The organism is Oricola cellulosilytica, from assembly GCF_019966575.1.
GTDB classification, from domain to species: Bacteria; Pseudomonadota; Alphaproteobacteria; order Rhizobiales; family Rhizobiaceae; genus Oricola; species Oricola cellulosilytica.
In genome coordinates this window covers 96996-113288 of record NZ_JAINFK010000004.1, presented here as the reverse complement: position 1 = coordinate 113288, position 16293 = coordinate 96996, and the positions used below count along the sequence as shown (strand labels likewise).

Sequence of the window (16293 nt, the reverse complement as noted above, 5' to 3'; positions counted from 1 at the left end):
GTTCCGGCGCTTCTATCGTGCCCCGTTATCGGAGGATGGACCCGGACGGCGCGCGGCACCCGTCGACACCGAAAGGCCCGCGCAACATCTGGCACTCGGCCCCCGGCTTGAAAACCTCAATCACGGGAAACGATCATGTCAGACACGGCACCCAATCATTACGTGCAGCAGTGGCGAACGACCGCGCTGCACGAATACCAGTCGGGCGGGTTTGCGCTTCGCAACACCACGACCGCGCCGGAAAAGATCACCGGCGAGAAAATGCATTTTCCGATCTTCGGCGTCGTCGAGGCGGAGGAGGACGTGAAGCGCGGCGACATCGCCAAGCCCTCCAATCCGAACGACACCACGGTCGCGGTCGACACCAAGAAATCGCGCGCCTTCGAGGAGGTGTACGAGGACGATCTCGACCAGATGACCGTCAACCGCCAGCAGGCGGTGGCGAAACGCTCGGCCATGGCGCTCGGCCGGGTGCACGACAAGACGATCGTGCGGGCGCTGCGCGCGGCGACCAAAACGGTCGGCGCCTATGCCAGCCTGATGTCGGTCGAGACGCTGGTGAAGGGCAAGCAGGCGCTGATGCAGGACGATGTCGAGGTGCAGGACGGCAACGTCTTCTGCGCGGTCGACAGCGTGAGCTGGGCGATGCTGATCGGCGACAAGCGCATCGCCAATTCCGATTATGTCGGGCCGAACCTTCCGTTCGTCACCGGCAACCTCGCCAAGACCTGGAACGGCATCCACATCTTCTCGCTGTCCGACAAGACGCTGCGTGAGCAGGACATCGCCGCCCAGGCGACCTGCCTGATGTGGCACCGCTCGGCGATCGGCTTCGGCTATGTCCGCCAGCTGACGGGCAATGTGGTCTGGGACAACCGGAAGGACTGCTGGACCCACAACATGCGCATGCGCATCGGCTCCAAGTTGCTGCTGCCGGAGGGCACCGTCAAGCTGCAGGCCAAATACGTGCCGGCCGACATCGTCCTGCCCGCCGCCTAAGGCGCTCCATCGAACCGGGCGGCGTCCGCGCCGCCCCGACATCACACCCAACAGAGGAAAACGCACATGCGAACCCTGGGAAACGGAAAGATCAGGCGCAAGGGCGAGGGCGTGTCCTACGGCTCGGGCGCCAACATCAAGCAGCTTTGCGACTGGGACTATGCGACCATCGACGACGCGGCGACGGTCGAGACGGCCGGCCACTTCAACACGCTTGCCGACGTGCTGCAGGTCGGCGAGCTGATCGACGTCCGCATGGATCTCGACGGCACGCCGCTCTACCGCACATACATGGTGGCGACAAACGACGGAACCAACGTCACGGTCAAGCGGGAGGGCATCGGCGCGGCCGTGGTCCTGACCGGCGTCGACCTTACCGACAATTCCGGCGGCGTCGCGTCCGACACGATCGCCGCGATCGGCGGCGCCTATAGCCAGGCGGAGGTGGCGAACGCGGTCGCCTCGCTGGCGCGGGCCACCGACCGCAACACCGCCGACATCCTGGCGATCAAGAACGCACTGGGGCTTTAACCAGCCCCGCCCTTAAGCTCCTCGCCGGCGGCTCGTCGCCGGCGGGGCAGTTTCCACCCCGCCCTTAAGCGTCGCTTCGCTCGCTGGCGGGGACCCCGAACACCAGGTTGCCCGCATGGACAAGATCACGATCATCAACCGCGCGCTTTCCCGCATCGGCTGCCTGCCGATCCAGAGCGAGGCCTCGCCCGGCCCGGCCGGCATCGGCGTCGTTTTGACCTATGACGCGGTGCTCGAGGACGTGCTTTCCAAATACCCCTGGCATTTCACGATCTTCTTCACAGCGCTCACGGCGCTGACCGCATCGCCGCCGCTCGGCTGGTCGAAGGCCTTCCAGCTGCCGCCGCAGCGGCTTGCGCAGCCGCGCGCCTATTACGAGAGCGCGACCGACAACCGGCCCTTGAGCCGGTTCCAGCTTTCCGGCAACGAGGTGTACACGGCAAGCGAGACCTGCTTTGCCGAATACCAGGCAAAACCGCCCGTGCCTCACTGGCCGGGCTATTTCCGCGAGCTGATGACGCTGTGCTGCGCAGCCGAATACGCGCTCGAGATCCGCGAGGACCGGACCCTGCGCAACACGCTGCGGCGCGACGCCTACGGCCCCCCCGACTTCCAGGGCGACGGCGGCCAGTTCAAGGTGGCCTGCGACCTCGATGCGCAGGCCGCCCCGTCGAAACAGCCGGCGGACGGCCGCAACCCGCTGACCGACATCCGCGACGGCTACGACGCCGACGACGCGCGCTACGGCTGGGGCTGACGCCATGCCGAACGTCACCACCTTCCAGGCCGCCCACACCTACGGCGTCCTAGCGCCGCTGACGATCGAGCGGCGCGACACCAAATTCGTCGCCGGGTCGCTGTCGGCGGGCGAGCGGATCGTGATGCTGCCGCAGGGCGGCTACGCCGACGCCGGCGGCACCACGGATTTCGGCCGCGCGCGAAGGGCGCTGACAGAGGAACCGATCACCGCCGGCATGCTGACGCTGCCGAACGGGGGAACCGCCGCCAACCTGCTCGACGACAACACCGACATCGTCACGTCGGCGGCCGCCGGCGCGCGCTTCGTGCTCGCCGAGATCGATTTCGGCGCCGTCAAAACGATCCACTTCCTCGACATAACCGGCGTCATGATGGCGACGGCCGGGGCGCCCGCCGCCCTGATCGCCGAATACTGGACCGGTGCGGCCTGGCAGGCGTTCGGCGCGGCGCTGAAGATCGACACCGTGGCGCGGGGCCGCCGCTTCGCATCGGGTGCGCCGGGTGATGGCGGGATAAGCGCGCAGAAATTCCGCTTCGCCGTCGACGCCACGACGGGCGCGTCCGGCGCGGTCACCGTCCGGGACATCGGCGCCTGGACCGAAAGCGGGGCCAAGACCGATGCGATCGTCCGCGATTTCACCGGCGAGGACGGCAGCGCGACCGAGCTGGTGTTTTCCGCGGGCAATTGCGACATCTTCAAGAACGGCGCGTGGCAGGCCGCAGCCGACTGGCCGGTGACCGAGGCGCAGCTGCGGATCGTCAAGCCCGAACAGCGCTACGACACGCTGCTCGGCTTCCACCGCGACGTGCAGACACTGAAACTGGTGCGCATGGGCGGTGACGGCGAATGGTCGCTCGAGCGTGTCTCGTTCGAGAACGTGCCGCTTGCCGACTATGGCGGGATCTACACCAACGGCGTCAACGAGATCCAGCAGGTCACGCTCTACACCATCGCCGGCAGCGAGCAGTTCGACCTGACGCTCGAGGGCCAGACGACGGTCGCGATCACTCGCGATGCGGCCGACTCCGTGACGGCGACCGCCATCAAGACGGCCCTGGAGGACTTGAGCGGCGTCGACGCCGGCCTGACGGTCACGGCGATCGGCGGGAACACGTTTCAGATCGAGTTCACGGGCGGCGACAATGCCGAGCGGGACTGGCTGATCATGGCCGGCACGGCGCTGAACGCCAACGGTTTCGTGCGGGTGCGCACCAAGCAGGAAGGCAAGGCGCCTGGCGAGCCGGTGATTTCCGCCTCGGCCGGATGGCCGGCGGTCGGGCGCTTCGTCGGGCAGCGGCTCGTCATGGGCGGGTTGAGGAAGCGCCCGAACGATATCATCGCCAGCGTCCAGGGTTCGCCCTTCGACCTCAACACGGAGATCGACATCGCCACCGCGGCGTTCTCATACGAGGTCGAGTTCCCGCAGAACAACGAGATCCGCGACATCGCCCCGGCGTCCTTGCTCGTCATCATCGGCGACAAGCAGGTCGCGTTCCTGCGCGACGACACGCTTTCGGCGACGGAAGCGCCGAAATTCGGGTTTTCCGACAGCCCCGGCATCAAGGCCGGCGTGCCGCTGACATCGTCCGACAACGCGCTGTTCTACGTCCAGGACGGGGGAACGACGCTTCGCCTGCTCAACTACACCGCGCTCGAGGAGAACTACGTCTCCGACAACGCCTCGATCCTGTCCTCGCACCTGATCATCGCGCCCGTCGACATGAACCGCAGGCGGGCCGCCGGCTATGTCAACGCCGACCTTTTGATGATCGTCAATGGCGACGGCTCGATCACCGTGCTGACGATGATGCGGACGCAAGAGGTGAGCGGCTTCGCGCCTTGGCACACCGACGGGCTTTTCAAGTCGCTGACCGTCTCGCGCTCCAACGAGGTTTGGCTGACCGCCGAGCGGACCGTCGACGGCGCCGCCGAGATCCGGCTCGAGCGCTACGACGCTGCCGGCTATCTCGACGAGGCGCTGGAACAGACCGTCGCGCCGGCCTCGGCGACGATCTCCGGGCTGTCACGCTTCAACGGCCGGCAGGTATGGCTGCAGAACGCCGGCTCGTTCTTCGGCCCCTACACCGTGGCCGGTGGCGCGGTCGAGTGCGACCGGGCGCTCGAGGGGACGGTGATCGCGGGCTCGTGGACGCCGCCCTCCGCCACCGATCCCAAGATCCTGCTCGAGGCGGAAACGGGGCAGCGCGAGGCGCGTCTGAAGCGGGTGTGCCGGGCGGTGATCTCCGTTCTCGACACGACGTCGCTGGCGATCGCCGCCAACGGCGCGGCGGCGGTCGACATCCCCCTGCATTCGAACGACAGCGTCACCACCGATACCGGACCGCTCGACCAGCCGGTCACCGGACGCATCGAGGCCGAGGGCATGCACGGCTTCACCGAAGACGGGACGCTGACAGTGACCCAGCTTCATCCCGGCCGGCTGCTGGTCAGGGCGGTGCAAAAGGACGTGGCGGCATAGGAGCGGCGACATGGAACTGGTAGGCGGCCTGGCGGCCAAACTGATCGGCGGCATCGGCGCAGGCGTCAAGGCCGCAACGGGTGCCGCCGGCGCGGCGGCGGGTGCGTCCGGATCGGGCGGCCTGTTCACGCTCAAGACGATCTCCACCACGTTCGGCGTGGTCAGCCAGATCGGCCGCGGCATCGCCGCGCAGCAGCAGCAGAACGCGGAAGCCCGCCAGCAACAGTACGAGGCCCGCGAGGAGTTCGTCGACGCCAAGGAAACGAGCGCCGCGCTGAAGGCGGAACTGGCAAACACGATCGCCAACCAGAAGGTTCTGTTCGCGTCGGGCGGGGTCAATCTCGGTTCGGTCTCGGTCGAACAGGCGCAGAAACAGGCGGTCGAGGACGCCGAGAGCGAACTTTCGATCAGTTCCAACCAGTCGCTTGCCCGGTCGCTGCAGCGCCGCCGCGCCGCCCGCAACGCCCGGTCGCGCGGCCGCTCGGCGCTGTTCCAGGGCTTCGCCGGCGCGGCCGGAACGCTCGCCAATGCGGCGCTCGACCGCAAGGAAATCGGCGCATGACGCAGATCCCGACATTTTCGGCCAGGGCGCCGCGCAAGGGCAGTGTCGCCGTCGATCTCGAAACGGGCGCCGTCGCCGCCGCCGGCGCGGTAGCATCGGTCGCCGCGCAATTGTCGGGCCGGCTGACAGACATGGCGGCAAAGACGGTGCGGCGCGAATTCGCCGAAAAGGGCGCGGCGGCGGCCGCCGCGGTCGAGATGCCGGGCGTCGACTTCGCATTCACCGATGCGCCGGTGCCGCGCGGCACCGGGAGCACCGGGCGGGTTTCGGCGACGACAGGCAACATCATCGCCAACGCGGCGCTGCGCTATGGCCAGAACCCGGAGGACCTGAAGGCGATCGCCTGGCTGGAGAGCCGCGGCAACACCAGGGCGAAAAACCCGAAATCGTCGGCAGGCGGCCTTTTCCAGTTCGTCGACGGCACCGCCGCCGATTACGGGCTCGCCAACCGTTTCGACGCCGTCGAGGCGTCTGACGCCGCCGCACGGCTGATGCGGGACAACCGGGCGGTGCTGAAGAAGGCGCTCGGCCGCGAGCCGACCCGCGGCGAGCTCTATCTCGCCCACCAGCAGGGCGCAGGCGGAGCGAGCAAACTGCTGTCGAACCCGAATGTACCGGCGGCCTCGCTCGTCGGCGCCGAGGCCGTGGCGCTCAACGGCGGCCGGCCCGGAATGACGGCCGGGCAGTTCGCCGGCCTGTGGCTTGCCAAGGCCGGCGGAGCCCCCGGCGCGGCGCTCGACAATTCGCTCCCTGGCGGCACCAGCGGCGCGGTGACGGTGAAACTGACCGGCGCGTTTGGCGGCGTGCCGCAGATGCCGGGCGTCTCGGTCGCGGCGGATGCCTACAACCAGGCCGCGGCGGACATCACGCTGAACCGGCTGGAAACGGCGATGCGCGGAAAGATGGACGCGCTCGCGATCCGCCATTCCGGCGATCCGGCCGGGCTCGAAGAAGCACTCGACGCTTCCTGGTCCGGCATCGAAAGCGAACTGCCGCCGCTGGCGAAGGCGCGCGTCCGGGCGGCCTTCGAACGCAACAAGATCGGCATCATGATCGGCGCCGCCAGCGACTACCGCGACCGGTTCGAGGAGGAGGTCAAGGCCTCCTTCGAGACCCAGATCGAGAGCCGGCGCACGTCCATCCTGCGCAACGCCCTGAAGGCCGGCAGCGACGAGACGGCCGACGCGGCGATCGCCGCCGAGCTCGCCGCGATCAATGCCGACATCGATGCCGCGCCGATGACCCCGCTGGCGCGCGAGAGGCTGAAGCGCGAGACCGCGCAGGAAGTGATTTCGGCGCGGCTGCTCGGCGGTTTCGAGCAGCAGCAGGACGCCGCCGGCCGGGCCGCGTTCCTGCAGCGCTTCCAGGAGGAATGGAAGGCGGGCGAGGGGCTGTCCGAGGCGCTGTCCCCGGAGAGCTACGACAAGCTGACCGGCGAGATGACGCGCCGCCTGCAGGCCGACGAGGTTGCCGCGCGCAAGCGCGACACGGCGCTGCAGAAGGACATCGACGGCCAGATCAAGATCCTGAAGAAGGGCCTGCCGATCCCGGCCGAACGGCGCGACGCGCTGGCCCGGGCCGTGGCCGAGACCGGCGATCCCGACCTTTCGGCGACGATGCAGTTCCTCGACGGCCTCGCCGACTGGCAGAAGGCCCACATCGCCGCACGGCCGGAAGTGGTGCGCGCGCAGATCGCCGCCCTCGAGGACCGGATCGCCAGGGACGGCGCGACCGATACGGCACTGACCACGCTCGACGTGATGGAGGGCCTGGCCGGCGAAATGGAAGCCGGTCTCGACGAGGATCCGCTGACCTTCGCCAGCCGCGCCGGCGTCGCCGCGGTCGAGCCGATCGACTTCTCCTCGGCCGACACGCTGACCGCGTCGCTCGCCGAGCGCGTCAACGACGCCGAAGCGATCGCCGGCCATTACGGCCGCGCGCCGCGTTATTTCACGCCTGCGGAGGCCGAGGCGCTGAAACAGGCCGTCCAGGACGATCCGATGCAGCTTCCCGGCCTGGTCGCTGGGCTGACCGCCGGGCTAGGCGACGCGGCGCCGGCGGCGCTCGCCGAAGTGTCGAAGGAAGCGCCGGTGCTGGCGCATCTCGGCGGGCTGTACCACGCGACCGGCAATGGCCGCCTTGCCGCCGAGATCGCCGAAGGGCTGCACCTGCGCGCGATGGACGGCTATTCCTCGCCGCTGCCGTCCAACGCCAAGCTCGACGCGGCGCTCGCCGAGACCGCCGGAGCGGCCTTTTATGCCGTGCCTCAGCTGCGCGACCCGGTCCGCCGCACCGCCAACATCCTGTTCGAACGCCGCATCGCGGCCCTCGGCATCGACGCGACGGATTTCGACATGGCCGGCAACGCCGCGCGCGAAGCCTATGGCCAGGCCGTCGAGGAAGTGCTCGGCGCGACGTGGCGGGACGGCGTCAAGCATGGCGGCATCGCCACGGTGAACGGGGTCGAGACGATCGCGCCGCCCGGCATGCGTGCCGATGCGCTCGAGGACCTGGTCGGCTCGATCAGCGAGGACGATCTCGCCGCGCAGATGCCGATCGGCACGGCCAACGGGGTTCCGATCACGGCGGCGCAGATCCGCGGCGGCGTGCTGGTCAACACCGGGCCGGGCCGCTACCGGGTGGCGCTCGGCGACCCCTATTCCGGCGATCCGCGCTTCGTACCGGCCGCCGCCGGCGGCTATTTCGAGCTCGACGTGTCGCTGATCGCGCCCCGCCAGCCCAGCCGTCCCTTCGGCCGCCGCCTCGATCTCCTGCAGGAAGGCGTGCCGTGAGCTTCTATTTCGGATCCCCGTCCTCGAGCGCGCTGCACACATTCGCAGGCGGCGAGGCCGGGCTCGGCGAAATCTGGTCGGCGGCCCGCGACGCGGCGGTCTATATCGACAACACCATGGCGCGCTCGCGCGCGATCGAGGAGGCCTACGACCGCCGCATCGACGCGATCCGCGAGGCGACCGGCGCCAAGCTCGCCAATCCGGCCCGATCCGCCTTTTCCGGCATGCCGGACCGCGAGGAACTGGCCTTCATGCGGCCGGGCGAGAACCGCTACGCCGCTGCCCGCCGCCGCTTCGGTCTCGAGCTGGCGGCGCTCGTCGAGAAATTCCCCGGCGACCAGAACGCGATCGCCGCGCACCGGCCGATCGAGGAGGACGCCCGCGCCATCGCCCGCGAGGCCGACGAGCAGCTGGCGCTCTATTCGTCGTCGCGCCCCGGCTTCGGCAAATGGATGGCGGTGCTCGGCGGCGGCGTCGCCGGTTCGCTGCGCGACCCGATCCAGGTGACGACGCTGCTGATCGGCGGCGGCCCAGGGGCGGCACGCACGGTCGCCGGCAGGATCCTGACTGCCGCGGCCCGCGAGGCAGTTGTCAACGGCGCGGTCGAGGCGGCGCTGCAGCCGATGGTGCAGGCCTGGCGGAAGGAGGCCGGGCTCGACGCCGGCATCGACGAGGCGCTGCGCAATGTGCTGTTTGCCGCCGGGATGGGCGCCGGCTTCGGCGCGATTGTCCAGGGCGGAACCGAGGCGGTCCGCACCCTGCGGCGCGCGCCGCCCGAGGCCGTCGACCGCGCTTCCGAAGCGCTCGCCGGCGAGACGGGGATCCGCGAGCGGTTGCGCCGGGCGATCGGCGGGGACGCCCGGGCGGCGGAGGCGGAACTGCCGCAGATCCGCGAGGCACTGGCGCCCGAAGCGCGCGGCGCCCTCGACGCGGCGCAAACGACCCGCCATTTCGACGCCGGCCGGCCGAAGGCGATTGCCGGGGAGGCCCACGACAGGGCGCAGACCGCCGCGCACCGGATCCTCGAAAGCCCGCCGGAGGAAGCGCCGAAATTCGAGATCGACGCCGGCCATATCGAGCGCATCGTCGAGGCGATCATGCCGGAAGCGTCGCGGCCGAAATCGTCGCGGCCGCAAACGCTGACCGAGTTCCTGGCAAAACACGGGGGCATCGACGCCGGCGACGCGGAGATCCGGCGAAGCGACCTTGCGCGGATCTCGATCCCGTTCAAGGGCCGGCTGGCGCGCGAGGGCGGCATGAAGCTGGAAAGGGCGCGCGAGCTGGCGGCGCAGAACGGCTATATGTGGGAATTCGGCCCGGTCGACCAAGCCACCGCAACGACGACGCCGGACGATCTGACCCAGCTGCTGCTGCGCGAGGCGCGCGGCGAGCGCATCGTCACGCTCGACCAGATGGAAATCGACGCCGATTTCGACGGCGGCCGCCAGCTCGTCGAGGAATACGCCCATGCCGTGCTGACCGAAGGCGGACCGGGGCTCGACGACGTGATCGTGATCCGCGCGATGGAGCTGATGAGGGACGAGGGCGCAATGGCGGGCGAGGCGCTGACGCGGGCGCTGCCGGACGATCCCGGCCGGGCGGGCGCCGCCCCGGACGGCTGGACGGACGCCGAGCTGCTGGCGGCCAGCGAGGACCGCGGGCTCGAGCCCTTCGCCGGCGACATCGCCGACACGTTCGACAATCCGGAGAAATATGCGGTGACGGATCTCGACATCGAGGAATTCGGCGCGGCGCTGGTGCCGGATGACGAGGACCGGCTGATCCCGCTTTCCGAGCGAATGGAGCAACTGGCGCGCGAGGACGATTACGCCGCCATTCTAGAGGCCTGCAGGGTATGAGCATCCAGAACTGTCTCAACGAGGCCGTGCGCGGCGGCGAACTGTCGAAACAGGAGGCCGAGCGGCTGAAGCGCGATTTCGAGCGGTTCCGCAAGCACCGCGCCGCCGGCGGCGACGCGCTCGCAGACGAGCAGGCGCGGCTCGACCTTCTGCAAAGCCTGAAGGCCGACACGGCGCAGAAGCGCCGGCGGGCGAAGATCGCGCTTCAGAATATCCGCGAGATCGAGAACGATTTCTTCACCCACCGCAACGCCGCCGGCAACGCCGACATCGCCGAGGCCGGACTGCTGAAGCTCGAGCATTTCGGCAACGCCGCCTTTTCCTCGGTCGCCGGACGCCAGGGTGCGATTACCGGCATGGCACACGCCAAGATGGAAAGCGTTCTCCATCATTTCCGCCGGGGGGCGCTCGCCGGGGACGCCGCCCGCCACAATGCCGCCGATCTTCGCAACGTTCTGCGCGAGGCGTTCGGCGAGGACACCGGCGACATGGCCGCCAAGGGGCTAGCGAAGGCATGGCGGGAAACCCACGAATGGCTCCGCGCCCGCTTCAACGCCGCCGGCGGCGCGATCGGCGAACTGGAAAACTGGGGCCTGCCGCAGCATCACGACGCCCGCGCCCTGCGCAATGCCGGCATCGACACCTGGAAGGAGACGATCCGACCGATGCTGGACGTCGAGCGGATGACCCATCCGCTGACCGGTGCCCGCGTCGACTCCGCAGAGCTCGACGCGATCCTCGACGACATCTACTATTCGATCACGACCGAGGGCTGGATCGACCGGAAGCCGGCGCGCCTGGCCGCCGGCCGCGGCGCGCTCGCCGGCCAGCGGGCCGAACACCGTTTCCTGGTGTTCCACGACCCCGACACATGGCTCCAATACCAGACGTTCTTCGGCGGCGGCTCCGACCCGTTCGCGGCGATGATGGGGCATGTCAACCTGCTGGCGCGAGACATCGCGGCGATGGAAGTGCTCGGCCCCAACCCTAACGGCACGATCGAGTGGATCAAGCAGGCGATCACCAAGGAGGCCCAGAACGCGGCCGCAGGGCGCAAGAGCCGGATCGACGCGAAACCGCAGCGGGCGCTCGATCGGGCAAAGGGCGCCAACAAGCGCATCGACGACGTCTGGGCCTCGCTGCGCGGTGCGCTGGAAACGCCGGTCGGGGGCAGGTCGGCGAATGTCGCCGCGGCGGCGCGGTCGCTGATCACCGCCAGCGTGCTCGGCTCGGCGGCGATCTCGTCGATCTCTGATGCCGGCACCTCGATCATCGCGCGGCGCTTCGCCGGGATCTCGTCGAAAGGCGCGATCGCCGACATCATGAAGCATTTCGGATCGATGAACCGGCGCGAGGCGGTGGCGGCCGGGCTGATCCTCGATAGCGCCCAGCACGTCTTTCACGCCCAGGCGCGCTATGTCGGCACGCTGCAGGGGCCGCAATGGGCAAGCTACCTCGCCGACCGGGTGCTCACTCTGTCCGGCCTGACGCCGTGGACGCAGGCGGCCCGCCACGCCTTCGGCATGGCGTTCCAGCACGAACTGGCCAACCACGCCAAATCCGCCTTCGCCGATCTGCCGAAGGCGCTGCGCGGAACGCTCGAGCGCCACGGCATGACGAGCCGGCAATGGGACATGCTGCGCAAGGCCCCGCTCCACCGGAACAATGGCGCGGCGTTCCTGCGCCCCGCAGAGATCGCCGACCGGATCGACCCGAAACTCGCCGAGCGCTATCTGGAGATCATCCAGGCGGAAACCGAATTCGCCGTCCCCAACGGCTCGCACCGTTCGAAGACGGTGATGCGCGAGAATACCCGGCCAGGCACGTTCCTCGGCGAGGTGGTGCGCTCGTTCACCCAGTTCAAGAGCTTCGGCGCGGTGTTCATCCTGCTTCACGGCATGCGCATCCATGCAATGGCCGCGGGGCGGGAATACGGCAGCGCGGCGGCCTATGCCGGATCGCTGCTGCTCTCAACGACGCTGTTCGGCGCCGCCGCTTTGCAGATAAAGCAGGTGGCCGCCGGCCGCGACCCGCGCGACATGACCGACCCCGAAAGCTGGGGCGCGGCGCTGCTGCAAGGCGGCGGGCTCGGCATTTACGGCGATTTCCTGTTTTCCAATGTCAACCGCTACGGCGGCGGCTTCTCGACGACGCTGGCCGGCCCGCTGGTGCAGCGCGCCAACGATTTCTGGAACCTGACCGCCGGCAACGCCATCCAGCTCGCCACCGGCGAAAAGACCCATTTCGGCCGCGAGCTGGTGCGCTTCGCTCGCGGCAACGTGCCGGGCGGCAATATCTGGTATCTGCGGCTCGCCTTCGAACGCACCGTGCTCGACCAGCTGCAGTTCCTCGCAGATCCGGAGGCCAACAAGGCATTCAAGCGCCAGCAGCGTTTCTGGCAGCGCGAGTTCGGGCAGGAATTCTGGTGGAAGCCGGGAACGGCCGCCCCGCAGCGCGGGCCGGATATCGGCGCTATAGCAGGAAGTTAAAGGTAACAGCGGGCTGGTGGGGATAGCCTTGATGCGCGCCCGGACCGTCCTGTTCCCCGGCGCTTACCGCGGCCCCGGTTTTCTCCTTGTCCGGGGCCGCTTTCCCTGCCCCGCCATTTCCTGTTCGTAAGCGTCGGCTTCGCCTCGCTGTCCGGGGCTTCGCTTTGTTCGCTGGCGGGGACGGGCATTCTGCCCCGCCCTTAAGCTTCGCTTCGCTCGCTGGCGGGGACCCCGGGCCAAAAAGGTAACAGCGTTACGGCGCGCATAGGCTGGCGCGCATGACCGAGACCCCGCTCCCCCTCAACGATCGCTTTGTCGATCTCTCGCCGGCCGCCGGAACGACCGTTCTGGCCTACGACTTCGAGCTGACCGCGGAGGCCGGCCTGAAGGTGACGCGGATCCGCGCCGGCGTTCGCGAAACCCTGGTGAACGGCGTCGATTACGTGTTCCCGACAGGGATCGGAGACGCCAGCGGCGGCTCGGTTCAGCTCGGCGTCTCCAGCCTCGCCGGCGACCGCTACATCCTGTTTGGCGATATCGAGCCGGCCCGGCTGTCCGACTTCCTGGCGTCGCGCGCCTTCGACACGGCGAAGATCAACGCCGATCTCGACGTGCTGACGATCATCGCCCAGGAGCAGCGCCGCGACATCGAGCGCAGTTGGAAGTCGGATTACGGCTCGTCCGGCAAAAACATCTTAGCCGGCCTCCCCGAAACGGTGGCGAAATTCGATGAGGTCGGAAATCTCGTGGAGGGACCAAGCGCCGGCGAAATTGAAAACGCGCAGACATATGCAGCCCAGGCGTTGTCGTCAAAAACAGACGCGGAGACCGCAAAGGTGGCCGCCGATGCGGCGCGCGACCAAGCACTCGCCGCCGTACCGAACGCCTTTCCTCTGACGCGCAGCTCCATGAAGGGACTGCCATGGGCGACGACGACGACCGCAGCCTACCTGCTCGAGCCGGGCCGGGAAGGCCAGTTCGCAAAAGACAATACCGATCTGAGCGCGGTGCTGACCGGCCCGTCCATCCTCTCGACCGCCGTCGACCCGGCCACGGACACCGTCACCAGCGCCGGCCACGGGCGGCGGCTGGGCCAGGCGTGCTACGTCACGGCGGCGGTCAACGGCCTGACGCCAAACCGGCTCTACTGGTTCATCGTCGTCGACGCCAACAACTTCAAGCTGGCCGACAACTTTGCCGACGCGTTCGCCGGAACGCCGATCGACCTGACCGGGACGACGAACTTCACCGCCTACGTGCACAACGATCCGTTCGAGGGCGTCTACGTGATCGCCACCGGCGATGCCATCGGCGGCGCTAACGGAGCCATTGTCCGCGTCGTGGGATCGGACCATGAAGCTAGCTGGTGGGGCATCGCCGCCAGTGCCTCTGCCCCCTACAATGCGGCGGCCTTCAATTCGATGACCGCGCTCGATGAGGTGAAGAGCGCCAATTTGCCGGCGGGAAATATAAACTACACAAACATCTTCATCGAGCGCGGCGGACTGCGGTTGCGCGGCCAGAAGTCCGCGACCGTTCTTGTCCAGAGCGCCTCGACCGGGAACGGCCTGACCATCGGCACCGGCGCTTCTGAAATCTTCGATCTGCACCTGCGCGATTTCGATATGTGGGCGCTCTCGCAAAAAACCGCAGGGTGGGCGATATACGCGCAGAAGCTCGTGCGATCCTCGATCATCGGCGTCGATCCGTCGTCTCTCACTCGGTATTCGTCCAACGGCAACGCATCTAATCAATATGGCGGGATATGGTTTGACGGATACGACCGCGTTGTCTTCGACGGCGAAATCTGGGGATGCAACGACAACCTGAAAGCCAATGGACTGGCCGGGCAGGTTTTCGGCGCTGAACTCACCATAGCCGTCGATGCGGCTCTTGGAAAAGCGCTGAATTACAACCTGCACATCGCAGGTTCGGCCAATGTCTACTGCTATTGCGAGATCAGCCAGGGGCTGACCGGTGTCCGCATCGACAAGGCGGAAAGCGGCGAATACAACCGCGAGGTCTTTATCGACAATGAGATCGACGCCGCCACGGGCAGTGGTCTTCATGTGGCCGCAGACAGTCTTGCGATTCTCAAGATCCCAACTCTCTGGCTGGCGTCGTGCGGCACTGTCGCGAATAATCTGCCAGCAATGCAGATTGATCCCTGCACGACAGTTTTCCCGCAGATTATCGCCACTGGTATGCTCGCATACAACAACGTCAACAGTGCTGTCGTGATCAATGCCTGCGATACCGCCAATTTTTCCGGCGCGGAGTTTTCGGGCAACGGCACCGGCGCAAACGGCGGCATCGACCTGTGGCTACCGAATGCCGGTGCTAATCGCGTCGTTGCAGCGGGCGCGAAGTTCCTGCGCAGCGGCAACGCCACCTTGGGCGAAGCTCTGCGCATTGCCGCGCCCGTAACGAATTTTGCTTTCACCGGCTGCGTTTTCAGCGGCTCCGGAACGCAGCCGGTCAACAATGCTGCGGGATTGTCCAAAGACAAGATCATTCGCAATTGCGTCGGATACACCACCGACAATGGCAGTTATTCGACGCTTCTTTCAGGAACTACAACGCTTGTGGTCAATCATGGCTGCAACGCCGCGCCCGGACGGATTTCGATCTCGTTTGCAGGGCCGCAGGACGCCGGCGCGCATGCCTATGTCGCGCCGGGCAGCATCACCGCCACGCAATTCACCATCACCTATTCCGTTTCAGCCGGCGCGAACCGCTCTTTCTCGTGGACCGCGCACCATCCGGGTTTCTAAGTTCTGGAGGAGTTGGCCATGACCAAAGATCCCCGCCACGTCTATCGCCCGATGCTAAACCTGATCGGCCTTGCCGAGGGGACCGATCCCTACCCGCCAAATCCGCCGCATGCGCGCGGCTATAACGAAACGCTGGCATATGGCGCTTATACGGGCGGCCCGGTCGAACTGGTGTCTATGACGCTGGACGAGGTGGACGCGCTGCAAACCCGCATGCTGCGGCACCCCCGCAATGAGCAGAACTCGTCGGCCGCCGGTCGCTATCAGATCGTCCGCACCACGTTGCGCTCGATCCGCAACACGCTGAAACTCTCCGGCAACGCCGTTTTCGACGCGGCCATGCAGGACAGGCTGGCCTGCTTTCTGCTCGGCGCTCGCGGCATCGACCGCTGGCTGGCCGGCCGGATGGGCCGGGACGCGCTGATCAACGCGCTCGCCAAAGAATGGGCGTCGCTGCCACGCGCCAACGGCAAGGGTCACTACTCTGACCAGAAAGCGCGGGTGACGGTCGACCAGATGCGCCAGGCGCTCGACGCGACGCGACAGCGCCACGGGGCCGCCACGCGGCCGCCCGCCGCGCCCGATCCTGAGCCGGACCTGCCCGCTGCGCCTCCTGCGCCTTCTCCGGGCGAAACCGAGATCATCGCGGCGGCCCGCCACCTGGCGGCGCTGCCCGACGCCGAGTTTTCCCGGCTGGCCGCGGCGCTGGCCGTCGCCACGGCGCTGCGCGCCGGCTATGCCGTCACCGGCCCGGGCGCTGCGCCGCTGCTTCCAAACCTCCAGCAAGAAGGAAAGACAGCCATGTTCGAAACTCCGCAAAGCCCGTTTCCGCCGGCGCCGCCGCCGGCCGCAAAACCTTGGTGGCAGTCGAAAGGCGTTCTCGGCGGCATAGGCGCGATCGGTGCGCTGCTCGGCCCGGCGATCGGCCTCGACCTCGGCCAGACCAACATCAACGACACCGCGGTCGCGGTGAACGACCTGCTGGCGGCCGCTGCCGCGCTGGTGGCGATCTGGGGCCGCGTGACGGCAAAGACCCGGATCGGATGAG

The 16293-nt window shown here is 67.8% G+C and carries 10 protein-coding genes; all 10 read left to right on the top strand.

The genetic code is table 11. From position 1 onward, the window contains the following. Positions 1-135: 135 nt before the first annotated feature. The gene (locus LC298_RS10530) at positions 136-999 is read left to right on the top strand and encodes a phage capsid protein (RefSeq protein WP_131566849.1); all 864 of its coding nucleotides are present in this window, start codon (positions 136-138) and stop codon (positions 997-999) included. Positions 1000-1065: 66 nt separating this feature from the next. Next, positions 1066-1530, top strand: coding sequence for a hypothetical protein (locus LC298_RS10525; RefSeq protein WP_131566846.1), 465 nt, complete (start codon positions 1066-1068; stop codon positions 1528-1530). 115 nt (positions 1531-1645) lie between these two features. Beyond that, a complete protein-coding gene (locus tag LC298_RS10520; RefSeq protein WP_131566843.1) occupies positions 1646-2287 on the top strand; it encodes a phage connector family protein in 642 nt (213 codons plus the stop codon). 4 nt (positions 2288-2291) lie between these two features. Then, positions 2292-4769, top strand: a complete 2478-nt coding sequence (locus LC298_RS10515) for a phage tail protein (RefSeq protein WP_131566840.1) — start codon at positions 2292-2294, stop codon at positions 4767-4769. A 10-nt stretch (positions 4770-4779) separates the two neighbouring features. Further along, positions 4780-5331: a hypothetical protein gene (locus tag LC298_RS10510; protein WP_131566837.1), complete on the top strand. Its 552-nt coding sequence runs from the start codon at positions 4780-4782 to the stop codon at positions 5329-5331. Next, the gene (locus LC298_RS10505) at positions 5328-8123 is read left to right on the top strand and encodes a transglycosylase SLT domain-containing protein (protein WP_223385633.1); all 2796 of its coding nucleotides are present in this window, start codon (positions 5328-5330) and stop codon (positions 8121-8123) included. The genes LC298_RS10510 and LC298_RS10505 overlap by 4 nt, the downstream gene beginning before the upstream one ends. Then, positions 8120-9982 (top strand): hypothetical protein, encoded by a 1863-nt coding sequence (locus LC298_RS10500; RefSeq protein ID WP_131566835.1) that lies wholly within the window; start codon positions 8120-8122, stop codon positions 9980-9982. The genes LC298_RS10505 and LC298_RS10500 overlap by 4 nt, the downstream gene beginning before the upstream one ends. Beyond that, positions 9979-12471, top strand: coding sequence for a hypothetical protein (locus tag LC298_RS10495; protein ID WP_131566832.1), 2493 nt, complete (start codon positions 9979-9981; stop codon positions 12469-12471). Before LC298_RS10500 ends, LC298_RS10495 begins: the two co-directional genes overlap by 4 nt. Before the next feature lie 278 nt (positions 12472-12749). Beyond that, positions 12750-15245 carry a hypothetical protein gene (locus LC298_RS10490; protein ID WP_131566829.1) on the top strand — a complete coding sequence of 832 codons (2496 nt, stop codon included), beginning with the start codon at positions 12750-12752 and terminating at the stop codon, positions 15243-15245. A gap of 18 nt (positions 15246-15263) precedes the next feature. Next, positions 15264-16292, top strand: coding sequence for a lysozyme family protein (locus LC298_RS10485; RefSeq protein WP_131566826.1), 1029 nt, complete (start codon positions 15264-15266; stop codon positions 16290-16292). Position 16293: the final 1 nt, after the last annotated feature.